This is a genomic window from Schlesneria sphaerica (assembly GCF_044336245.1).
GTDB lineage: Bacteria > Planctomycetota > Planctomycetia > Planctomycetales > Planctomycetaceae > Schlesneria > Schlesneria sphaerica.
Window position 1 is genome coordinate 5,821,227 of record NZ_CP172346.1, and the last position, 24,090, is coordinate 5,845,316.

The following is a 24,090-nucleotide window of genomic DNA, read 5'->3' on the forward strand; positions in this document are numbered from 1 at the left end:
TGAACGGTTACCCCTGCGAAGCGGGCGGGTTTTTAAGAGAATCTTGATTTTGGGTCAAGACCGCCAAACGAAGGGCCGAGAGGGACTGAAAGTGACCCGCAGAGTGCAGAAAGGAGAGGCGGCGAGGTGGGGAAGAAAAAATCGCCCAGCAGAGTCAGCCACGGATGTGACTGACTCTGCTGGGCGGGATGGTTCTATTCAGTGTCAGTTACTTGCCACCGACGAACTGGGCCTGCGCCTTTGAGTCTTTGACGTCGTTCAACTCAACTCGCAGTGGCTTGGTACGGGTCAGCAGGTTCACGCCAAATGTCACCTGGTGGGTCCCGACGTCCAGCGGAACCGATAACTGCATCGCCGGATCAACCGGCTTGCCGTCCACCCAGACTTCTAATCCTGTCGTATCATTCACGAGGAACCCGACGACTCCTGCCGTGGTCACGTTCACAGTACACCGGGCGAATCCGAATTTCCGGTCCCCCAGCCCACGCATGGTGAAGTCCATGACGTCACTCAGCGGGAGCGCACCAGAGACAGTGCTGTAGACGGGAACCCAGTTCAGTCCGGCATCGTCAGCGACAACCTGTGCATCACTGGTGCGGGACAACCGCGTATAACTTTCCTTCGTCGGCTGCAGCGTTTCCCAGCGACGGACAACGCGAGCAGTGACCGCGGCGTAGGGACCAGGCTTACCGAGTTCTGACATGAAGCGCACGAGATCGATCAGTTCGGCCCGGGTCAACTTGTCAACCAGACCGACGGGCATCAGGGACGAACCGGATTGCTGATCATCGATCGACTTCAGCGGAACAGCGAACTCACGATCTTCCACATCCCGCAGGAGCAGGTCCGTATCGGTCTCACGCACCTTGATACCGGTGAAGACTTTCCCTTCATCTGTCGCAACAACCAGCGACTGATAGCCTTCTTTCACGTTCTTGTTGGGGTCCAGAATCGAATCCACCAGGTAATCAATCTGGGCACTGGAACCGACGCTGACCAGGTCAGGCCCGACTTTCCCACCTGCCCCGCCAACGGCGTGACATTTGAGGCAATTCAGTTCCGCCCGTCGGAAGATTTGCTCGCCGCGTGCAGCATTACCGCTTTCCCTGATGGTCGCGACCAGAGCCGCCATCTCTTCTTTTGAGAGTACCTTTGCGGCATTCACAATATTTCCCGCCTTGCTGATCGCTTCGGTCAGCTTCGGTTCCTGACGACCCGATCCGGTGATGATTCTCAAGGCGATCTTGGCAACGTCCTCAGACAGCTTCTGATCCGCGAACGCCGCAGCAAGGACGTCCGGGCCTCCTTTATGCTGTAGAAAGGCATTGATGATGGCGGACTGTGCTGAAACATCTTCAGACTGTTCCAGCAGTTTGACTGCAAGCGCCGCAGCCGCGGGGGTATCAATCTGGATTAGAGAGGTGATGGCCGCCGCCCGAATCGTCTCGGACTTGTCCGTCGACGCCAGTTTCCCGAGAAGTTGTTTGCTCGCGTCGCCCCCCAGTTGTGAGACCCCGCGAATCGCGGCCAGGCGTACGCCCGTTTCCGATTGGGAATCGGTCACGATTGCCGTGACGGGTGCTCGCAGGGATTCCAGCCGCCAGGCGCCGATACAATCCACCGCAGCAGTCTGCAGCGTCCCGTCTTTCGACTTCAATGCTTCGATGACAGGAGCCAAATCACCTGCAGGTTGAATGTCCCGCTTCCGCTTGGCCTCGGCCAGTGTTGTCAGCATCGTTGCGGATTGTGCAGCGGGAGTCGATTTGGTGAGCGCCAGATCAAAAACCAGTCGCAGGTCTTCTGCCCCGCCCAACTGGCCGAGTGTTTCCATGAGCGAGTTCGTCAGCTCAGCAGGGACTTTGCCTTCTCGCAGCTTTTGAACAAGTACAGGAATTGCCGAACCCGCTTCGGCAGAGCGAATCGCGAACAGCAGCCGTGCAACGCTTCCTTCAAAGTCGAACTTGCCGGAAACAACTTCGGGTAGCCAGACAGGAGCCAGTTCCCGACTGGTCTGCCATAGCGCATAGTCGCCGAACTGGTCCTGGAAGCGGTCTGCAGCCCGTAGCGCAATCGCCGCTGCTCGCAGCTCGGGAAATTCCGACAAGGCCCGGACGGTTTCCATCTGGACGCGGGGATGTTCGTCCTGAATGGCCACTTCCAGCCAATCCAGTGCGGCCGGAAGATGTTCTTTCCACTGTGGGACCACGCGAACCGCAGCAGCGCGAGCCTGAGGTGTCTTTGAATCCAGCACGGCCTTCAGCAGTGCAGGCTCGGGCACGTCGAGACTCTGATACATCCACAAGGCTTCCAGCCGATGATGTTCGAAGTTGGGGTCTTTGGAATCCAGCTTTTTCACCCACGCCGCCAGCGCTGGAACCACCTTTTCCTCCCCCTGTTCTTTCAGCACGCGTTTGGCGTGGTGACGCTCATAACTTTCGGGAGACTTGAGAGAGTCCAGCAGGGTCGCAGCCGACTTTCCGGCGAATTGCGGACGATCGACCAGCTTGCGTCCTTTCGCAGTGACTCGCCAGATACGGCCATGGGTGTGATCGCGGCGCGGATCACGGAAGTCGACTTCACCATGCTGAATGATCGGGTTGTACCAGTCGGCAATGTAAATCGCGCCGTCCGGGCCCTGCTTGACGTCAATCGGTCGAAACGCGACGTGTTCGGAACTGATCAAATCGGGCTGCTGACGCGCGGCAAATCCGGCCCCGTCTTCGCTCAGCACAAATCGACAGACGCGATGGCCACGGAAGTCATGGGTGATCAGGTTTCCCTGCCAGTCATCCGGAAGGTGACGCCCATCGACCATTTCGAGGCCGCAGTACTTGGGACTGCCGGGATTCAAACCATGGAGAATCCGGTTTACGCCGTAGACCGTGGGATAAGCAGCACCGGGGACAGCATAGTTGATTCCTTCCCCCCCTGCTCCGTCCGTGACGAAGGATTGTCCCCATCGATCGAAGGCGTGCCCCCAGGTATTCACCCAGCCCCGAGCGAAGACGTCCAGCCGCATGGTTTCCGGTCGGAAACGCCAGATTCCCCCCGCGTTCAAACGCCGGACACCGAACGGGGTTTCGACGTGGCTGTGAATGTAGATGGACTGATTCATGTAGAGCTGACCATCCATCCCCCACCGGAACGTGTGCAGGATGTGATGCGTATCTTCGGTACCGAATCCGCTGAGCACGATTCGGGACTGATCCGCCTTACCGTCTCCGTCGGTGTCCGTCAGGTGAAGCAGCTCAGTGCTGTTGGCAACGTAGGCTCCTCCATCCCCCGGTTCGACACCGGTGGGAATCAGCAATCCGTCGGCGAAGACGGTCGTCTTGTCCGAGACACCGTCACCATCCGTGTCTTCCAGTACCAGAATCTTGTCGGTCGCGGGCTGGCCTGGGGCAATCTGGGGATAGACCTCAGATGCAGCAATCCACAATCGTCCCTGCGGATCAAAATTCATCTGGATCGGTTTATGAATCGCGGGATCTGCGGCGAAGAGGTTGACTTCGAATCCCTCGGGCAGAACGAACGTCTTGCGTTCTTCTTCCGCGTCGGGAATGGGAATATCGGTCAGTTCCCGCTGGGCAAATCCCGTCGAACAACACGATACCGATAGTGCGAATATCCACCCGCGACAGGACCACCGCAACCAATTCATATCGAATCCACTACTTAAGAGAAATGCCGCCGAAAAGCCTCTGGCCGAGGCAATCCTTCCAGGCACAACAAGATACACTCATGCGTCCGGACACGATTGTTTCGCCAAGACGTTCGGCGTTCAAGCGACCTGCGGAGAAAGTCGGCTTCCCAAAATCGTGCTTTCCGTCAAAATCCCCCCTCAGTTCAATTCATCTGAACGGCCCGAAGATCATGACAACCTTCCCTGAAATTGTGCTCAGCAGCCGTAATCGAAAGAAAATCGGCGAGATCGAAGAACTGTTTGCACCCCACGGAATCGGCCTGATCGGGGTCACCGACTTTGAAAACGTCCCGGACGTCGTCGAGGACGGCGACAGCTTCGCGGCCAACGCAGCGAAAAAAGCGACTGAAGTCGCGCGACTGCTCAATCGTTGGGTCATCGCCGAAGATAGCGGACTGTGCGTCGATGCACTGGGCGGAGCCCCCGGTATCCATTCGGCCCGCTACGCCGGCGAACAGGGAGCCGATGCCAGGAATAACGAAAAGCTCCTGAACGAGCTGGCGAGTGTCCCTACCGAAAAACGGACCGCTTACTACGTTTGTTACGCCGTGCTGTCTGACCCTCAGGGTCAGATCAGACTGTCAGCGGAAGGACGCTGCGGCGGGCGAATCCTGAGAGAATTTCAGGGTAGCCACGGCTTCGGTTATGACCCGCTGTTTCTCGTCCAGGAATTTCATCAGACCTTCGGTCAGTTGTCGCCCGTCGTGAAGCGTCATATCAGCCATCGCGCGAAAGCCTTTGAACGTCTAATTCCTCAGATTGTCCGATTATTTGAAACCCAACAGAGTGAGTCTGCCCCGTGACGACCGCCACACCCAACCCGAACCGCGCAATTCTGATCGTTGCGCTCAAGTGGCTGCTCGCCATTGGACTGCTCTCGGCTCTGCTCTGGTTTTCCCGTGACAACCTGGCTCAGCTCAGCAGTCGCCGGATCCTCTGGGGAGTTTTCCTCATGGCACTAGCCATTCGGTTCGCCTCGCTGATGGCGACATTCAGCCGGTGGCGATTGCTGGTCCGCGGGATCGACCTTCCGCTCTCACTCCGCGAGACCTTTCGCCTGGGAATGCTGGGCGAAGCGTGCAACCTGATGGGCCCCGGGGCCGTGGGGGGAGACCTCGTGAAAGCCGCACTGCTCGCCAAAGACCATCCCCGCAGGATTGCATCTGTCATGGCTACCGTCTTTCTGGATCGAGTTCTGGGGATGTGGGCGTTATTCGTCCTGGGGGCGGTCGCCTCGCTGAGTCCTGCGGGAACGAAACCGGGCCCTGAATTGCAGTGGGCGGTCTGGGTGCTGTGGGGTGGATCGATCGCCGGACTGATCGGCATCGGCCTGATGTTTGTTCCCGCATTCACCCACTCACGGCTGATGCACTGGCTGACCACCTGGAAATTCGTCGGTCGGATTGTAAAGGAACTGATGGACTCAATCGCGCTCTACCAGGGAAAACCCCAGATCGTCATCGGAGCCGCCCTGCTAGGCCTGCTGGGCCATTTTGGATTTCTGACATCGTTCTTTTTCTGTGCCCAGGCGATTCATAGTGGCCAGACTTATCCCGGCTATATCGACCATGTGGTGGGATTGCCCCTTCCAGAAGCCCTCAGTGCCGCGATTCCCTCGCCCGGAGGAGTTGGAGCCCTCGAAGGAGCGGTAGCCTGGTTCTATCAGCAGCACCAGCTCGCGGTGGATCCGCAGAGTACGCCCCAGCAGCTTTCACTGGCCTTCTCGAATGGAGTCCTCACCGCATTGGGATATCGACTGACGATGATGGTCTGGGGTGCCGTCGGAATCGTCTATTACTTCGCATCCAAAGGCGAAATCCAGAAAGCGGTCGAAGGAGTCTCCACCGAACCGATTCCCACGCCTTGATCACGCTGCCCCGTGTGTCGCCCCATAAACTCAGCAATCACCTGCGCAGTCCCTGATAACGGCGCAGGAAGATTCTCGCGGAACGACTGCACGAGATCCTTCGTCTGAGGGTCTCGTGCGGCACGACGTCAGATGACAATCAGCCAGGTGAGCAGCACCGCCGCGGCGCCTAGAACGACCGCGAGTAGCTGCACAGAAATGGGACTCGCTTCGATCACTTCGAATTGCTCGCTGATCCAGTTCGGAAGAGAGATCATCGCTCCTCGTCCAACGGGCTTACAGAGTTTTTCCCCGATCCACTGCAGCCCGTGGGTCAGCCCCCGCAAACGGGCTGTCGTTTTGCCGGGCGAGGAGGAAACGGCCGGGCCACTGAGGATTCGGATCAGGACACTGAGCAGCAGGCTGACAACTCCCCAAGACAAGAGCGATTGGGGCAGATTCGGTGAGAACAGAAAGCCCATGGCAGAGGCAAAAAGCAGCGAGCAGGTCACCTGCACGTTCTCTGGCAAGGGGGGACATTTTCGCAACGAGATAGACCAGGCGGTCAGCAGGATTCCACCACCGATCAGAGTGACCAGGAGTGCCTTGATCAGCGTCGCCTCAGCCCCGAATTCCAGCGAGAATTGACGGGGATTGGGAACCGTCAGCCAGGTGAATTTCGGTAACGTCACCAGCGCGGGTTCGGAACTGTTCCCACCCGTCAGCAGCACGGCCAGGATCGCAGCACAAAGAGTCCCACCCAGCACCCCCAGATGGGTGGCTACGAGGCTCCATGCGTTCCGCCCCAGCATAAAGCAGGTCAGTGATGCGATTGCTCCCATCACTGCGAATGCCACCGTAGCAATCAGAAGGAATTGAACAGAGGTCAGGATGGTTGATGCTCCTGCTCGTGAGTCGTGTCCTCGTCACACCGCGCCACTGCCCCGCACTCCTGAATGATGAGCAATGTCACGGCGACCATTCCTGCCAGTTTTAATTCTGTCCGTTCCGGGAAGCTGACAGCACTGACGACGATCGTCATCAGGATCCCCTGCCCCAGCAGTCCCCGCAAGAGACTGCGCTCACGAGTTCCCCGCGCCGAGACGACTCCCGGGATTCCGATCACCAGAAGTAACAGCACGTAAAGCAGTCGGACGACCCAGAGGCGGTGTTCAGGATTCATCAATGTCTCCCGGGATCTCCGCGGGCGAATCGTCGTCGGACAGATCAGGCGATGGATTCTGCCCCGGCCGATCAGCCATCCTCGTCATCGCCAGGTGCAGAAACACGACGACGGTAAGCAGGACAATGATGTCCGCGCGTGCCCCGACAAGCAGTTCACTTAATCGGGGTCGATCCTGCGTGGGCGGCTGCGGAGCAAACACCTCCGACAGTAGTTCCGCAGGAGGAAGAATCGCATGTCGCGGGCTGGAGATCGCACGGGCGGTCTCTGTCCGTACGGCATACGCCAGCGTCCCGATCAGCAGCAGCGCGACGACTACCGTCAGGCTACCGATCAGCAGGTAATCGCCCCGGTTGTCATCGCTGGAAGATCCGGGCTGGATGGTCGTCAGTTGAACCAGATGTTCCCGGACGGACTGACGTTCCTGTCGCGCAAAGATTTGGACGAGCGAAACAGACCGGATGGTGCCAATCGCCAGCAGCCCCAACCCAGCTTCGAACTGTTTCCAGTAGAAGCAGAGCAGCGCATTGGCCACCGCCAGCAGCACATAGGCAAGCTGCCGACCTTCGAACAGCAATCGACTCATGACCGCCACCGCCGCCGTGATACCGATCGCCATCAGGCTGAAGGGAATCAGATCGCCCGCTTTGAGGGGAGACACCGCACCTGCTTGGCCACCCCCCAGCGCCAGAAAAATCATGACGCAGTAAACGAGCGTGGCAAGCCCCGCCCACAGGCGAATTTCGCGATGAACCTGGGGGCTGTGCCACAGCGTCAGCGCCACCGCCCACATCCCGAGCAGCAGCACTAACCACCAGGGTAAAAAAGGATCATCCATCGGTCGGCCCGTCACCTGAGTGGTCATTCCAGAGCAGCGACAGACCGGCCAACCATTTCGGAAAAGTCACCTCCCGAGAATGGCTCTGGCACAACCTTTCAACGACTCTCGGTGTTACAATGACGGCAGGGACTCTTTTCAATGGGAGTCGTGCTTGTTCATCGTTCCTCACGATCCTGTGTTGCCACGTCAGGATTTGACGTTCCGCTGTGGAATCAGCCGCTTGTTGACGTCAATCTGCACTTCTCCAAAGGCCTGCTCGTGCCGCTGCAGCGATGCGCCCAAGGCCATCCAGAGTCGCTTCGCGGTGAAATAGTTAACCACCAGACGCTGTGTCACCTTAACAGGTTGGTTCTGGGCTCCAGGAGCCTGGGAGTTTAATCCGAAATCCAGGACCAGTTCTTCTGGCAGCCCCGAAACGCGAGCAAAATTGGCGTACAGCGGTTCCAACCCCTCTGACTCAATCACCTGCTGCATTTGCAGGTTCGCCATCGAACGCTCGTTTTCAGGGATATTTGAAGAGCCGGTTGCTTCGGGCACGACGTATTCTCCAACGCAGGAATGAGAGCGGAGGGTTCGGTAGACCGCAGAATGCGGAAGCCGAGCATCATGACCTCCACGTACGTAAACTGTCAATAACCGCCTCAGACGACCATGACGGAATCAGTGATCCGCACCTGTTCCTCCCCACACACGGCCAGTCAATCCTGTCTGCACTGGCTTGACCGGCAAGGCAACTTCGTTTGTTCAAGGTGTTCAGTTCCTGCACTTCAGAAGAAGGGAAGCTCAAGTCACGACGAGGGATGCCAGAGCATGCGGTTTGGCCCGAGGACGGCCAACCAGACAGAGCTCCCTCGCTTTGGATCCGGGGAGCGAAGATACCCCGTCGTCCGTCCGACGGACTCACCACGCGTGAGACCTCCAGTAATTGCCTTCGCTCACAAATCACCCCATGATCCGCATCTTCTTCAATCTGCGCAGAATTTCCATTTGACTTCAGAAAAAGTTGAAGTATGTTTAAAGAGTCAGTCGTCACACTGATGCAACACAACATTTGACTTCTCCAGGGGTCAAATGTTCTTAACGCGGCAAGGACGGAGCAGGGAGCTTCGAGGGGACCTTGCCGCGTTTTTCTTTTTCAATCGCTCTGCCTGAACGGTTCGTACTCTCACGAAAATTTCTCTTACGCTAATCCTGTCATCAGGTTGCGTCTGGATCGATCGCGGCCTCCAGAGGACGAGATGGCCTGCGAGCACACTGTGCCGCACTTCTGAATTCCCAAGTGAATGCCACGGTTTCCCCCCGCCCTCCCCTTGTCATGCGTCGGGGTGCGGCAGTCCGCTGCGAAGATTTTCACAAGTCGCGCCCGGCTTCATCCGATCAACTGATACAGCCCTTCAGGTTCGCGTATTCGGTTTCTACCGGCCTCTGATCGATGCCGACCCGAATTCCGATGTGCTAACAACCGAATGGCGGGGCCGATCGGGGGGAAATCTTTCATGCCAAGTCAGTCAGGTTCAATCCGTCCCTTCCAGACGGCATTCTGGTGCGTTGCGCTGGCCCTCGGACTGCCCGCCGTGGCATTCATGTTTGGCATGATTCGTGTGCGGCAGTTGCAGTCGGTTGCCAATCCACGCTGGGCCACGTTCGCGAGAGATTTCCAGGCGCAGCAGCGTGAAGAGGTCCAGTCTCCACCTGCTTCCAAACCAGAATCCCAACACGTTGCTCAGCGTCCCGGCCACAGCAGTGCGTCCGTCCCCTTTCGGGACCGCAACGACGTAGACCTGCACTCGTCGGTGCCAACGGCTCAGAAACTTCCGCAGACGGTCTTTACAGGCTCTGTCACCGGACGTCACTCAATCGATTCCCCGGTCAGCTCCCACCCCATTCCGCCGGCAGTCGCCGAGGCGGTGCGGGGACATTCGAATTCGGAAATTGAAGAGTTACCACCCATCGTATTTCGTCCACTCGACGAAGATTCCTATCCGAAACCAGAAACTCCCACGGCTGAGGCAACTCAGCGACTGGAAATTCAACTCGCCGAAGTCCGGCAGCAGCTCCGTCAATTGACCAGTCGGCAGCATGAGCGACAACTCGAAGACCGCCAGCGCGAGACCCAGTTACTGGATGCCCTGGCAAAGCTCAACGATCAAAAGCAAACACGAAAACGCTTCGATGTGCCGGAAACACGGCTCGCGCAGCTTCCACTGCCAGACGAGGATGAATTCTCGGGTCCTCCCGCGCCTGCACCACCGACGGATGACGAAGACTTGTCTCCCGAGCCCGCTCCATCCTTCGTACCAGAAGCAGAAATGGATGACGAACCGGTCGTTGAGCCGGCGAAAGAACCGGAAGTCGAGTTTGAACCGCCGTTTGAGACGCCATCCGAACCTGCGGAAAAGCCCGCTGCCGAACCTGCCGCTGAACCTGCACCGGCACGTGATCATGAGCCAGAGTTCGAACCTGAAACAACGGAGTCGGCCCCCCCTGCTCCTTCTGTGACCGAGCCGAAAACATCCACTCCAAAAACACCAGAACTGAAAACACCAGAACTGAAGGCTCCCTCACGAAGTATCCCGGAATCAAGACCAACCCGAGGATCGGATGAGCCTTTCCGGGAACCTGCCCCGGCCTCACCAAAGTTCGCTGACAACTCACCTCCCGTCGACGAGGGACCGATCCGCATCCGACGAACTGACAGTACCGGTCCCTACCCCGTCTATACGATTGACATCGAAAACGCAGACATCCGTCAGGTCTTTGCCAGGCTCAGCGGCGAAGCCCAGATCAGTCTCTGTCCCAGTGCCGACATACAGGGACTGATCACGCTCCACCTGCGTGACGTCCCAATTCACACAGCACTCAACGCGATCATCAAATCACGCCATTACATCATCGAGCAGGACGCTCAGATCTATTTCATCCGTACCCCCGATGAAATGGCGCGGGCGCGACAGGAAACCCGCAAGGTGGTGATGAAGATCTACCAGCCTAACTACATCAGCGCCAGTGAACTGAACCGACTGATCGTCCCGCTACTGTCGAGCGAGGGACGACAGTCCGTTGCACCACCCGCTGCCGAGGGACTGGGTGAGACGAACACTTCTCCCCTCGCCGATACCAGCGGCCAGAATGATCTGGTCGTTGTGCAGGATTACCCGGAAGTGCTCGCACAGATCGACCAGGTTCTGGTGGATGTGGATGTCCCGCCGTTACAAGTGGGGATCGAAGCCAAGATCCTGCGAGTGCGACTCTCCGAGAGCCTGCAACACGGCGTCGATCTGTCGCTGCTTCCCTGTCAGCAGGACCTGGGGACGATGTACGCCGAAGGAGGACTCAAACAAGGTCGACTCTCCTGCAATGTGCCGACCTTCATCAAGTCGATGGAACGACTGGCCGACACGAGCGTGATTTCGTCACAGCGGATTCAGGTTTCCAACAAGCATCGCGCTGAAATGCTGATTGGAGACCGCATCGGGTACCAGTCCCAGGCCGGAGGAGAGATCCGGTTTATGGAAGCGGGAACGCGACTGATCCTGCGGCCGTCCGTTTCAGCGGACGGGTTGATTCGGCTCGATATCCACCCTGAATACAGCTCAGCCACCGTCAACAAGAAACTGAAAGCTCCCGTACAGAACACAACCGAACTGACAACACAAGTACTGATCCGTAACGGGGCAACCGTGGCGATTGGTGGTCTGATCTCGGAACAGGTCGTCGATTCCGGACATCGGATCCCCAAAGTGGGTTCCCTGCCCATCATCGGAGCACCATTCCGGCATAAACGCGATCGATTGCAGCGAACCGAGTTGATCGTGCTGGTAACTCCACGCATTCTGGTCGACTGCGAAAACGAAGTCGAGGGTCCCTACCTGCAACAGGTTGCAGAATCCCGGGCGGCCGAATTCCGAGACAGTCGCAGCCGCCACAGCCGACAGCAGCTCGCAAGGGCTCATTACGAGCGCGCCTGTGCAGAGTACCAGAGCGGGAACCTCGTCAAGGCCCATCTGCAGATCCATGCTTCCTTGCGCGAAAACAAGGGAGACACGGAGGCGCTGCGACTTCGCGATCAGATCCACGCCGGCCTGATGCAGCACACTGTGCAATAAGGAGCAACCGTTGACCTGAGGAATTCATGTTGGCCTAAGGTGTCGCCGTCGGGAACGGCCTGGCTCACCCGGCACATCTGTGGGGCGAGACGCCGGATGGATCCTGCGGGCCAGTTGCCTGCAAATTGCCCTGAAATCAGGAGGCTTGCATGACAATACGCAACTTTCTGACCATGACTTTGACCGCTTTTTTGCCCCCGAAATGAAGGATCTTGCGGATCGTTTTGAGAGATTCATCTGCCGCTAAATCCGTCTTGTCCGGTTTTTCCCATCTGACTAGCATTCGCGCACGTCGAAGTGGGGAGGCTAAATCGCGCATGCGACGCGAAAAGGGACTGGTGATGTACGCCCCGAACTTGTCCGCGAGACGCTGATGTTCAGTGCTGGGCTGATTTTAATCCGTAGAGTATTCACAGCAGCTTCACTACTTGTCTTATTAGTTTGTGGGGCCGAGGTTGGGGTGCGCATTTACGAGGTCTCGACCGGCAATTGCGTCTGTGACTCGATCGCCAGCCACTGTGTCGACAAGTCGGGTCTTGCGATTCCGTCGCTGTCTTGCCAGTACGAACTGAAGCCAATGGCTTCCGCCCAAGTGGAATGCCGCGATACCGATTCGCTGGTGGAGGTTCAGACCAACAGCTACGGACTGCGCGGACCGGAACTCGAGATTCCCAAGCCTCAGAACACTTATCGAATTATCGTTCTGGGCGATGAAACGATTTACGCCCCCGAGACTGCCGACGAGAACCACTTCTGTACATTGCTGACAGAGATGCTGCAGGAACAGCTCCCCAAGAACTCGCGGACCCGGATTCAGGTCGTCAACGCTGGCGTCCCCGGTCAGTGCCCACTGACGGAGTTTCTGTTTTTCAAACAGCGGCTGATGGGACTTCAGCCCGATCTGGTCATCATGCATTTCGACTGGTCAGACGTCGCCGATGATCGCCAGATCCGACGGACCACCCGCTGCGACTCTGAGGGTCTCCCGCAGTTGTGCTCGCATACGTCGCTGCTTCCGGCTCGTAAGGTTCGTCCCCATCAGGCCTGGCGCGAAAACTTCCGACTGCTCGACTGGGGAATGACTTATTTCTGCGCTGAGTGGAAGCAGCAGATTGCCCATCAGAAGGCAGTCAGCCGCGATATCGACACTAACCCTTACGCATGGCTGCGGGAAGAGCATCCCGAAAGCAATCTCGCCTTCCGCCAGTCGGCACGGCCCATCGCCGACCTGGCCCAACTGTGCCGTACTTCGCAAGTGCCGTTCGTCCTCATGACTTCTCCCAAACCCTGGCAAGTATCAACCAAATGCAGTCGAGGCGAAGGGGTTCGTCTTGCCGCCGGTGTCGCGCAGGATGCATGCTTCTCGAATCACGCCCCATTTGATCAACTGGCCAGATTCGCAGAACGGATGAATATCCCGTTCGCAGACGGTTCCATGGTCCTGGCCCCCGGGGCCGACGCCGAAAGTAACTTCCTTCAGTTCGCCCCACGATGGTCTCATACGGGACATCAACGTATGGCTGAACTGGTTGCGGGTTGCCTGGTAGAAAAAGTTGGCGGCCCCTGGAACGCACCTTATCTCAGAGACCAGGAACAACCTATCAGTCGCGATTTCACGCAAGAGTATCCCATTCAGCGGATCAGTGAAATCAAGGTCGCTCCGGAACCGCGGACGCGCCGCCCGGCACGAGAACTTCGCTAGACGGCTCCGTCCGGTCAGTGGCTTCACGGACTCGACGGGCAAGCCTAAACTCATTTTCATCCAATCTCGCATTCACCCGTCGTCCCACTTCCCCTGGAAGAGAACATGAACCAACAGAGTAAAGCCGAGATCTACTTCCATTCCGCCGCTGATTATCTAAAGCTGAACGATCGGATGCGCACCTTGCTGCTGATCCCTGAACGGGATGTCAAAGTTCAGCTCGCGATCCGTCTGGATAGTGGTGAAATCGAAACATTCGTCGGCTACCGCGTACAGCACGACTGTGCGCGAGGACCAATGAAGGGGGGCCTGCGTTACCATCCCGAAGTCGACGACGCAGAGGTTCTGACACTGGCGCAGTTGATGACCTGGAAAACCGCGGTCGTCGACCTTCCTTACGGGGGTGCGAAGGGAGGAGTCGCCGTTGATCCCAAGACACTCAGTACCGGGGAACTCGAACGACTGACACGCAAATTCGTGGACAAGATCCACGATATGGTCGGCCCTGACACCGATATCCCGGCCCCCGATATGGGGACGAACGCGCAGGTCATGGCCTGGTTCATGAACCAGTATCAGCAATACCACGGCTTTCAGCCCGCCTGCGTCACTGGTAAGCCGCTGGAGCTGCACGGCTCTGAAGGTCGCGAAGAAGCGACTGGGCGCGGCGTGGTCATCGTTGCGGAACGCCTGATGCATCACTTGGGTAAATCGCTAAAAGGCAAGAAAGTCGCACTGCAGGGATTTGGTAACGTCGGTACATACACCGCACGTTTTCTGCATGAGCGAGGTGCTCATGTCGTCGCCATCACCGATGTGCGCGGTGGGTGCGCTAATCCGAAAGGGATCGATATCCCCCACCTGTTCGACTACGCCAAAGCCCACAACGGCGTTCAGGGTTTCCCGGAGACCGAGCCGATCACGAACGAACAACTGTTTGCAACAAAGTGCGATCTGCTGATTCCGGCGGCTCTGGGAGGGCAGTTAACGGGCGAAACGGCTTCGCTCGTACAAGCCAAATATGTTGTGGAAGCAGCGAACGATCCGACGACTCCCGAAGGTGACCAGGTCTTCCATGAGAAGGGAATTGTCGTCGTCCCGGACATTCTCGCCAACGCGGGTGGGGTGACCGTCAGCTACCTTGAGTGGGTCCAAAACCGTTCCGTCGTCCGCTGGCCGCTTGATGAGATTCGGAACCGCCTGGAACAGCGGATGAACTCGGCCTTTGACGCCGTCTGGAAAATCGCGGAAGAGCGAAAAGTTCCACTCCGAACGGCTGCCTACATTCTGGGGATCGGCCGCGTTGCTCACGCGACCGAACTCGCCGGCGTTTCCTGACACCTGTCGCGGAAATTGTCTCTGCCCCCTCGCCGGTATGGTCACCCCTCTGTACCGGAGGGGTGAGAGGCATTGCTGCAGCACTTCGATTCGGTCTCCGCAGCATCCAAACCGGAGATCGACGTCACGTGACCTCAGGCAAGCAGGCCCTGAATCACGTTTCCGTGGACATCGGTCAGCCGGTAGTCACGTCCCGTGTGACGGTACGTCAACTTCTCATGATCGAGGCCCATGAGGTGCAGGATCGTGGCGTGAAAATCATGGATGTGAACGGGATCGCTGGCGACGTTGATTCCGAATTCGTCCGATTCACCGTACGTTGTTCCCGCTCGAACCCCTGCTCCGGCCAGCCACGATGAAAAGACCCAGTGGTGATGTTCGCGGCCTGCCGCTCCCGCAGCCGAATTAAACGATGTTCTGCCGAATTCGGTTGTCCAGACAACCAGGGTATCCTCCAGCATCCCCCGCTGTTTCAGGTCTTTCAGCAGACCGGCGATCGGCTGATCAACATTGGCAGCAAGCGGCGCATGCGTCAGCATATCCCCATGTGCGTCCCAGTTGGATGATGATCCCACGTCGATCAATTCCACAAAACGGACTCCCCGTTCCGCCAGTCGACGTGCGACGAGACACTGCCAGGCGAACCCCTTCGTACTGCCCCGTTCAAGGCCATACAGCTTGAGAGTGGCGTCGCTTTCCTTCGACAGATCAAACACTTCCGGCATCTCTGCCTGCATACCGAAGGCAGTCTCAAAGGACTTGATTCGTGCTGCCAGCAGCGGATCATGGTCACTGGATTGCAGGTGCCGCTGGTTCCGTCGCGCCAGCGCGGCCAGTTCTAATTCCTGCAATCGACTGCTGGGCGACCGCCGATGAATGTTCGCGACCGGCTCAGGCCCCGGGACCACCAGAGTCCCCTGATGGGACCCCGGCAGGAAGTCGCTTCCCCAGACCTGCCCCCCCGCGTAGGGTGAGTGGGGTGCAATGACGACGAACGAGGGAAGATTACGATTGTCCGTCCCCAGACCGTAGCTCAACCACGCTCCGATACTGGGTCTCGCGAATGTGAAGGATCCTGTGTGGATCCCCAGTGTCGCTTCATAGTGATTTGTGTGATCCGATTTCATCGAACGGATCACGCACAGATCGTCGACGCATTCGGCCATATGAGGAAACAGTGAACTGACCTGAATGCCCGACTGGCCGTGCGGTGCGAATTCCCACTGGGGACGCTTGAGGAACATGCTGAAGTCCCCCTTCCGCCCCTGAAATTCATTTACCGACACCGTCTTACCCGCATCTTCGAACAGCTTGGGCTTCGGATCCCAGGAATCGACATGCGAGACTCCACCGCTCATATACAGGAAGATGACTCGTTTGGCTTTGGCAGGAAAGTGCGTCGACTTCGGTGCCAGCGGATCAACGGATACCGACCGGCCGGTCTCTTCGGCGAGCAATTCAGAAACGATCCCGGGTAGCAGCAGGGAACTCCCGATCATCGATCGGAGGACGCCGCGTCGAGATGGGTCGAAGTGATTCTGATGTTTCATCGGTTCTTCAATCTCTCGAGTGATCAGTCTAAATGGAGAAATTCGTTCGATCCGAAGAGTGTGCGGAGATAAGCCGCCAGCCTCTTCAGTTCTGCATTTTCCTGTTGGCCCAAACTGGCCAGTTCGGCCCCATACTCCTGGACGAACTGAATCGCTTCTGCCCCTTCGGTTGCTGTGGGACTTCGACCAACCGTCAGTTGACTGGCCAGATTGATTTGCTCTTCGATCTGGGATGAACGGCTTAACAGCCGCGACGCCAGTTTTTCTGATTTTGTATGCAGGAACGGGTCATTCAGAAAGAAGAGCGCCTGAGTCGGGACGGTGGTCCCCAGTCGTTCGGCCGTCGACGCGTTGGGATCTGCACCATCGAACAACGCAAGGAATGGATGACGCTTCAAACGCTGCGTCATGAGGTAGATACTTCGCTTATTGTGTTCATAGACCGCGCTGAACGGACCATGCTGCGAGTAGCCCCAGTTGATCGGCGTAGGAAACGGATGTCCCTGTGCGGGAGCGGGATCCAGTTCACCGCTGACGAACAGGATGGAATCGCGAATTTCTTCAGCACTTAACCGCCGCCGACTGAATGAGACATAGAGATCACGTGTATCAGCCGGAGCCGTGGCTGTCGCAGGAACAGGCTCGGGGATTGTGGACTGTTGATAAGTCGCGCTCAGCAGAATGTGCTTGTGCATCCGTTTGATCGACCATCCCTCGCGCACAAATTGAGTCGCGAGGAAGTCCAGCAGTTCCGGATGCGTGGGACGCATTCCCCTGAGTCCGAAATCGTTCGGAGTCTTCACCAGCCCCCGGCCGAAATGGTACTGCCAGATCCGGTTCACCATCACCCGCGCGGTCAATGGATTGTCCGGGCGAGTCAGCCACTGGGCCAGTTCCCACCGTCCGCTTCCACTTGTTCCCGGCGGCAGAGATTCGCCACCGAGGACTTTCAGAAAGCCACGCGGAACCTCTGCCCCGGGTTGATCAGGTTCACCCCGTACTTGAATCCGCACATTGTGCGGTGTCCCTTCAGCCATTCCATATGTCATCGCGCAGGGCCCCTCGGCCAGTAAGCGGTTCAGCTCCTGCCGGGAAATCTCGGCATCCGCCTGTGTCGCCGCAAGTTGCTGACGTATCTCCTTCAGACGCGTGCGTCTGGCTTCCTTCGAGTCACTTTGTGGGATGGATGAGGGAACATCGAGTGAGGAGAGCGGCATATCCGATAGAACAAAATTGTCGGCATCCAGAGCCGGCCGGACACCTCCCAGGTGGCCGTAGCTGTCGATAAACGTGTAGTCGATCGTGCCATCCCAGCCACTGGCGAACTCCCCGTTGAACGGGACGGATTGCCGCCGCGACAACAGTTGCCCCACGAAACTTCGGTTGTTGACATCCAGCGTCAGTTGAACCTGGTACCACTCACCAACGACGAGCGAACAGACGGGCTCGCGCGCGTCCGCACTTCGCCGGAAGAACTCGCGCCCATTGAAGAACAGTTCGATTGCAGCAGAATTTCCGGGTCCATGGCCAAGATAGTATCTCCAGGAACCGTCGCCCCCTCTTTCAGTGCTGGCACATCGAAAATCAAAGCTGGCGTACAGCTTTCCGTCAGCACTGATCTTCACCTGAGTCAGCGATCGCGCGAACCCGTCGTATTCCGCCCGGTTGGGCAGATGAATGCCCAATTCCCCTGGCTGATACGAATTGAGAAACGGGCTTTGACTCTCTTTCTTGAGTACGACAACGCTGTTGGGCCCCGGTCCCCACGGCGTTGCCGGAGCTGCCTCCAAGGTCTGAAGCTCAAAATCCCCGTCGAACCCCGTCAACGTCTCCAGTTCTTTTGCGAGAGCGACCGGATCAACGCCCTCTTTCTGATCAGCACTGGAAGGGATCTCAGTGGAAACAGGAGCAATCGGCGATTCCTGCACCCCCAGATTGTCGAATTCGATCATCGGAATGACTGAGCCAGAATTTCCGTTCGTGTCGAACTGGACAAAGTTAATCACTCCCTCGGCCGCAGGCGACAAACGCTTTCCACTGAACTCCGATACCGCTCCAGGATAGCCCACCGCACCCGACACCGTACCACTTCGCAGATCCAGCGTCAGTTGCACGTTGTACCACCGACTGGAGGCCGCAGCTCCGGATTCGGCGGAAGGAATTACGGGAGTAATCACTTCATACTCGTTCCCTTGTCGCAGCATGACCGATTCTGAAGAGATCAGCACTTCTGCGGCAGGTGCGTCGGGGTGAGCCCCCACCCAGAACCGGTGAGTCCCAGGAAACGACCAGTCCGGCAGCGCAATGCGAAAATCCAGGTTCACGTGCAGTACATCACAATTCTGGCTGGTTCGCTGCGGATAGAGGGCTTGAGAAATCTTGTACTCACCGGCTCCGGCCGAGATGCTCGCACCAACCCTGCCACGCGAGAACAGGTTTTTGAATGGGCTTTGGGCCGCATTCGTCACGGCAATTTTTCCCGAGTAAAGCCATGGCGGCACCAGAACACCATTACTTCCCCCCGCTGCCGCCGCCTGCAGTTCAAAATCCCCGTCCAGATCATTCAGCGATCGTAAAATGGCCGACGGAACGGCTTGCTTCTGTCGCTCAAGACTGGCAGTGATTGCCCCCACGCGAGCATCGTATGCGCGCCACTGCGGAATCGACTCGGTCGGCGGCAGAAGCGGTACCATGGCCCGCACCTTCTGCTTTTGCTCAGATCCTGGGAAGGCATATCGACTGCTGTCAAAAATCCCGTAAAGCGCGTAATAGTCCTGAATCGAGATCGGGTCGAATTTGTGATCGTGACAACGGGCACAGCCGAGGGTCAAACCAAGCACCGTCTGGCCCAGATTATCGATTGTGTCCTGAATCGTCAGATGATGGTAGTTTTCCGAATCAAACCCGAATCGACGGGAAACAGCGAGATAGCCCGTTGCCGTGACCCTGTCCGAATAACGATCGGCAGATCCCTTCACCGCCAGAATATCCCCGGCAATCTGTTCCCGCAGGAACTCGTCGTAGGGCTTGTCTGCATTGAAAGAGCTGACCACATAATTACGGTAGCGCCAGGCATCCGTGACCGGATAGTCCGCTGTTTCTCCCGCGGTATCGGCATAACGGACCACATCCAGCCAGTGACGTCCCCAACGCTCGCCATAGGCAGGTGAGTCCAGCAGTCGATCAACCACCGTTTCCAGCGCCGTGGGCGATTCGTCCTGTTCGAACGCGTCGATTTCCTCGGGTTTCGGAGGGAGCCCGGTCAGATCGTAGGTGATGCGACGAATGAGTGACAACCGCGAGGCGGGTTTTGCAGGAACGACCCCCAGCGCTTCCTGACGTGCGCGGATGAAGCGGTCGAGATCCGACCGGATCCACCCCTCATCCTGAACGGCGGGAGGAACCGGCGCTTCGACGGGCTGAAATGCCCAGTGCTGAACCGACTCAAACCTGGCGGACCCAGCGGGCCAGACAGCGCCATTGCTCACCCAACTGACGAAATCGGCAATCTGATCAGGACGAAGCCGCTTCTCTTTATCGGGAGGCATCGCAGAAACACCCTCGTGCCGCTGGATCGCCTGGATCAGCAAGCTTGCCTCGGGTTGCCCCGGAATAACGGCCGGTCCCGACTCGCCCCCTCGAAGCAGTGACTCACGAGAATCGACCCGTAACGTCCCCCCGGATTTCAACTCACCATGACAGTCAAAACAGACGGTCAGCAAGACAGGGCGAATCTTGGCTTCAAAATGATCTTCTGCCTGATCGGCCAGAGCGGGAACCTGTCGTCCGAAGCAGATCGCAAATACGGTCACGAACGTGGCGACGTGGGAGCTGCCAGGCCATATCCGCCCCTTCACACCACGACCACCGTCAACTCCACCAGTTCGTCTTAGACGGCTGACAACAAAACTCAACTTCATCTGTTCGTCTCGCTCAGTTCGCCCCGGACGGAAGAATCAATGCCAGCAACGACGTCAACTGCAGTTCGTCCCCTGCTCCCTCCCGGAACGAGTCCCATTCCAGGCACACATCAACACTCATGAGTATAACTCAAAGCCCTCCGGCTGGTAACCGCATGCGCTGCCCGAAAGACAACTCTTCTCCTCTTCTCCGATGAGCAGCATTTGCGGGGGGATGGGGTAGCAGAGTTTATGATGGTAAGCGCACGGTGAAGTGCATCTTGAGCCGTGCTTTAGTCTGAGTGGGTTTTGTGACCCATTCAGAGTGGAGATGTCGCAGGTTGGTTCACTGGAAGCAACACGGGGAAAGCTGCCGCCAGAGAGCAGTTCTTCCCCAAAGTAGACCTGTCGCTCTGCGACAGGAAACCCGAACCAGATCCCGCCAGGATTCCTACCCAATCCCAGCTCAATTGACCATCACCCCACAAAACCAATCCGAAATTCCTCCTCGAAATGTTTCACCGTCTTGAGGGAAACTCGCAGCCCGATAGGATTTTGGCAGTCCATCATCGATTGGTCGTTGCTGTGAGACGAAGTCAGGCTGTTCGAACGCCAAGTTCAAGACTGGATCAATCTCACCAATTCGGCCGAAGGAGGACCTCGGGGGCGATCGGATTCGACTGGATTGGCGACGTCCGGGTGGCGTGCGGTGGTTGATCAGTTGGCCACGTAAAAAGCTGATCAAACAACAACTGCTAGTACGGCATCCTGCCGCTGTAGCTCATCCGTACAACATCCATCGCACAGATCCCCTAATCCCTTGCTGACCCCGCAAAGTGAGATGTCCCCTTTGCATTTCCCGCTGGCCAGTTGGGCCAGCCGGCCCAGAATGCATAACCAGCAGTCACTCAAGCACATGGGACTGGCCACCGCCTGGCCAAATCTTGGCCAGCTGGCCAGCCCGTGAGCTACTCGCCGCTCCCAGTTCACCAAAACTCGTCCAATATTCGGCATCGTCAAAGCCCGTGTCAGCGGCATCCTGCCGCTGTAGCCCGTCCATACAACATCCATCGCACCGATCGGCAGGGAGTCAAGCACCGCCCCCCCCTGCTCTCACGTCCCGTTCCCGACCCCGGCCCCAGGCGATTGTCCCCTCCGCTCTCCAACCTCACCCGCATAACGCGCGTCACCGCCACAGCGACATCCCCCCTTCCCCCGGTGAACTTTCGATACCGGAGGAGCCAGTCAATTCATGCTGTCACCCGTACGTAGAACATTTCTCCCCGCAGGCAGATCATCCGACGATCCTCAAGACCGCCAACACTCAACTCCATCAATGCAGCCAGCAACAAAAACGACTTAACCCCCGGCCCGCTCACTCTCAGGCACACGAACCGCTCTATTAAAAGTTCCGATCGAACGACCATCGCCGAACTCCGAACTCCGAAGGCTGAGACCTGAATCGACTCGCTCCTGAAGTCTCGCACGCCCTCGGAAAACCTCCCGCGAGGAGAGTGTCATCAGTGAGGACCAGCACTGCGAGCCCAAACATCCAAACCCTTGGAATATCCCGTTCGAGTGACCGTGATGATGCGCCCCCCCCAACGACGGTGTCCGAGAAAATTGACCACGATACTGCAGGGCCGTGAGAGAGCGGGTTAAGAGCAACGAGGAGACCACGAGAGTGAACAGCAGAAAGGCTTTCGATTGCGATTTTTCGTCCGAGAGGAACCAACGATTGCCTCGTCAAAGCGAGATCTCACCGGGGGCATCGTCGGGATGCAGCTCTTCCGCACACACGCTGCAGCACTGGGGACTCTGCGTCTGCGGGTGACGAACACTTCTTGTCAACGAACGTGCCAGGCGAAGGACCGATGTCAGGAGAAGATCTCGCGGGTTTCGCTGCGGACGTAGTGTCGGTGCTGGCCGATGCGACTGCGCGTCAGCTCGATTGTCTGCGGGCGACCGGCGACGTTGTAGAACAGTTTGCCGAACTTTCGGACGAGCGATACCCAGGTGTTGGTTTCAACAACACAAGCATCGCGGTAGGGACGGCCATTGCTGACCGCCCTCCCCACAGATCCGTACGTGCGGCACTACCGCATACGGCTCTTACCGTGGATAAAGACGAGCGAAACGCACTTCAAGATAAGGGTGGAGATTTTCGGTTTAGTAAGCCAGCGTCGGCTTAGCCGCGTAAACTTGACCCAGGTCAACCGGCAGGCACGTTGTGACCGACGTCGCAACACACGGTACCAGAGGTCTTGGAGGGCTGTCCGGAATTGATTCAGGCGTTTCCAGTTGCCAGGGACTGCGTGGTAATTACACCACCCCTGATAGACACGGGAGAGCCAAGATCCGACTGTCGCCAGATCGTTGTGCATCATTCGTTTCAGCTTGTCTTTCACGTCTTGCAGCTTCGCTCGAACTTTCTTCATCGCCGAGATGCGGCGGATGGTGAAGCCGCCCTTCCGCGTCGTCCCGCAAACATGCGTGAAGCCGAGAAAGTCGAAGTTTTCAGGGGGGCCCTCACCGCGCTTTGAGCGCCGCTCGGCCGCATAGCGGCCAAACTCGATCAACCGCGTTTTCTCGGGATGCAGCTCCAAGCCAAACTTGGTAAACCGGTCAGTGAGTGCTGCGAGGCAGCGCTTTGCATCGATCTCCTCACGGAATCCAAGAACAAAATCATCGGCATAGCGAACGATGATCACCTCGCCTTTCGCGTGCCGTTTCCGCCACGCAACCACCCATAGGTCCAGCACATAATGCAGGAACACATTCGAGAACAACGGTGAGATCACCGCGCCTTGGGGCGTTCCTACTGTGCTTGGGAACCATTCGCCGTCCTCCGAAACGCCAGCTCGAAGCCATTTCTTCAGCAGCCGTAGTAGTCGGCGGTCGGCAATCCGTGCTCCAGAAACTTCAGCAGCCATTCATGGCTGATGTTGTCAAAGTAGCCACGGATATCCGCATCAAGTATCCAGTTCACTTTCTGATGTTCGATACCTACGCTGAGTGCATCCAGAGCCCGGTGACAGCCTCGTCCAGGACGAAAGCCGAAACTGAAACCCAGGAAGTCCTCTTCGTAGATACACTCCAAGACCACCCGCACGGCCTGTTGGACGATCTTGTCTTCCAGGGCTGCGATCCCTAAGGGCCGCAGCTTGCCGTCAAGCTTGGGAATCCAAGCTCGTTTCGATGGTTTGGCACGATACGTTCCCCGATGAATCCGTGCGTGAAGATCAACGATCCTCGCTTGGAAGTTTTCGGCGTACTCGACCCACGTCTCTCCGTCGATGCCCGGTGCCGCTTGTTTCTTCAAGTCAAAGAAACTCGCTTGCAGCAACTCAGGAGTCACGTGGTTCAGCAGATTGTTGAACCGCACCTTCTTGTCTTTTCCTGCCATCTCTCGTACGCCCAGCAGCCCACGCGACCTGGCTTCCCGGCTCTGTGTCCGGACCAGTAGCGGCTGAGAGGCGTTCTCCTCGGTCAGTCTCCTTTCCTCCACAGGTTCCGCTGCAGTGGGTTGTACTGCGTTGTTCACCTGCTTCTTTGGTACTACGAAACTGTCTGACTTCCCGGGCACGTGCATGTCGGCATTGTGGCATCGCGCCTTTTCCGACCGATCCGTTTCCGAGGAAATGGATGTACCCGGGATCTCCCGGCTTCCGTGAGGAAAGTTTCCGTCCATGCGTGTGGTCTGGGACTCCGTGCTGGTGAAATCGGACTCGCCATTAGCGTTCGATACCACAATTGCCTTCCCCTTGACACAACAGGGTCGGCCTTCGCAAAGTTGTGATCTCGGAACTCAATAGACAGCCTGGACTTTTCCCTGTGAACGCTTCGCTCTGCCGGTTGCCCGACACAACGCATCACTCGGGGCCAATGCGATTGGCTAAATCCTACCTTGTACGAAACTTGC

General features: G+C 57.6%; 15 protein-coding genes. 5 read left to right on the forward strand and 10 right to left on the reverse strand.

Going from position 1 to position 24,090, the window contains the following annotated elements; all coding sequences use genetic code 11:
• Positions 1-208: 208 nt before the first annotated feature.
• Positions 209-3,661 carry a PVC-type heme-binding CxxCH protein gene (locus ACGY09_RS21050; RefSeq protein ID WP_397569319.1) on the reverse strand — a complete coding sequence of 1,151 codons (3,453 nt, stop codon included), beginning with the start codon at positions 3,659-3,661 and terminating at the stop codon, positions 209-211.
• Between the two features lie 212 nt (positions 3,662-3,873).
• Here ACGY09_RS21050 and rdgB point away from each other — a divergent pair, with 212 nt between their 5' ends.
• Positions 3,874-4,506 carry an RdgB/HAM1 family non-canonical purine NTP pyrophosphatase gene (gene rdgB / locus ACGY09_RS21055; protein WP_397569320.1) on the forward strand — a complete coding sequence of 211 codons (633 nt, stop codon included), beginning with the start codon at positions 3,874-3,876 and terminating at the stop codon, positions 4,504-4,506.
• Entirely contained in the window at positions 4,503-5,570 is a 1,068-nt protein-coding gene (locus ACGY09_RS21060; RefSeq protein WP_397569321.1) for a lysylphosphatidylglycerol synthase transmembrane domain-containing protein, read from the forward strand. Before rdgB ends, ACGY09_RS21060 begins: the two co-directional genes overlap by 4 nt.
• Before the next feature lie 128 nt (positions 5,571-5,698).
• Here ACGY09_RS21060 and ACGY09_RS21065 read toward each other — a convergent pair whose 3' ends face one another.
• From ACGY09_RS21065 to ACGY09_RS21080, 4 genes are all read right to left on the reverse strand, one after another.
• A complete protein-coding gene (locus ACGY09_RS21065) occupies positions 5,699-6,394 on the reverse strand; it encodes a hypothetical protein (protein WP_397569322.1) in 696 nt (231 codons plus the stop codon).
• A 41-nt stretch (positions 6,395-6,435) separates the two neighbouring features.
• Positions 6,436-6,732, reverse strand: coding sequence for a hypothetical protein (locus ACGY09_RS21070; RefSeq protein WP_373653101.1), 297 nt, complete (start codon positions 6,730-6,732; stop codon positions 6,436-6,438).
• Positions 6,722-7,570, reverse strand: coding sequence for a hypothetical protein (locus tag ACGY09_RS21075; RefSeq protein ID WP_373653102.1), 849 nt, complete (start codon positions 7,568-7,570; stop codon positions 6,722-6,724). Before ACGY09_RS21075 ends, ACGY09_RS21070 begins: the two co-directional genes overlap by 11 nt.
• Positions 7,571-7,759: 189 nt before the next feature.
• Positions 7,760-8,062, reverse strand: a complete 303-nt coding sequence (locus ACGY09_RS21080) for a DUF3467 domain-containing protein (RefSeq protein ID WP_373653103.1) — start codon at positions 8,060-8,062, stop codon at positions 7,760-7,762.
• A gap of 1,007 nt (positions 8,063-9,069) precedes the next feature.
• On the opposite strand from ACGY09_RS21080, the gene ACGY09_RS21085 reads away from it, so the two are divergent.
• The 3 genes from ACGY09_RS21085 to ACGY09_RS21095 all read left to right on the forward strand — a co-directional run bounded on the left by ACGY09_RS21085 (position 9,070) and on the right by ACGY09_RS21095 (position 14,719).
• A complete protein-coding gene (locus tag ACGY09_RS21085) occupies positions 9,070-11,679 on the forward strand; it encodes a hypothetical protein (RefSeq protein ID WP_397569323.1) in 2,610 nt (869 codons plus the stop codon).
• A gap of 577 nt (positions 11,680-12,256) precedes the next feature.
• Positions 12,257-13,381, forward strand: coding sequence for a hypothetical protein (locus ACGY09_RS21090; RefSeq protein WP_397569324.1), 1,125 nt, complete (start codon positions 12,257-12,259; stop codon positions 13,379-13,381).
• Between the two features lie 105 nt (positions 13,382-13,486).
• Positions 13,487-14,719: a Glu/Leu/Phe/Val dehydrogenase gene (locus ACGY09_RS21095; protein ID WP_373653106.1), complete on the forward strand. Its 1,233-nt coding sequence runs from the start codon at positions 13,487-13,489 to the stop codon at positions 14,717-14,719.
• Between the two features lie 134 nt (positions 14,720-14,853).
• Here ACGY09_RS21095 and ACGY09_RS21100 read toward each other — a convergent pair whose 3' ends face one another.
• The 5 genes from ACGY09_RS21100 to ACGY09_RS21120 all read right to left on the reverse strand — a co-directional run bounded on the left by ACGY09_RS21100 (position 14,854) and on the right by ACGY09_RS21120 (position 23,919).
• Entirely contained in the window at positions 14,854-16,269 is a 1,416-nt protein-coding gene (locus ACGY09_RS21100) for a DUF1501 domain-containing protein (RefSeq protein ID WP_397569325.1), read from the reverse strand.
• Positions 16,270-16,292: 23 nt separating this feature from the next.
• Positions 16,293-20,189, reverse strand: coding sequence for a PSD1 and planctomycete cytochrome C domain-containing protein (locus ACGY09_RS21105; protein WP_397569326.1), 3,897 nt, complete (start codon positions 20,187-20,189; stop codon positions 16,293-16,295).
• A 720-nt stretch (positions 20,190-20,909) separates the two neighbouring features.
• The gene (locus tag ACGY09_RS21110; RefSeq protein WP_397569327.1) at positions 20,910-21,266 is read right to left on the reverse strand and encodes a hypothetical protein; all 357 of its coding nucleotides are present in this window, start codon (positions 21,264-21,266) and stop codon (positions 20,910-20,912) included.
• 998 nt (positions 21,267-22,264) lie between these two features.
• The gene (locus tag ACGY09_RS21115; protein ID WP_397569328.1) at positions 22,265-23,101 is read right to left on the reverse strand and encodes a reverse transcriptase domain-containing protein; all 837 of its coding nucleotides are present in this window, start codon (positions 23,099-23,101) and stop codon (positions 22,265-22,267) included.
• Positions 23,044-23,919 (reverse strand): reverse transcriptase domain-containing protein, encoded by an 876-nt coding sequence (locus ACGY09_RS21120; protein ID WP_397569329.1) that lies wholly within the window; start codon positions 23,917-23,919, stop codon positions 23,044-23,046. The genes ACGY09_RS21115 and ACGY09_RS21120 overlap by 58 nt, the downstream gene beginning before the upstream one ends.
• Positions 23,920-24,090: the final 171 nt, after the last annotated feature.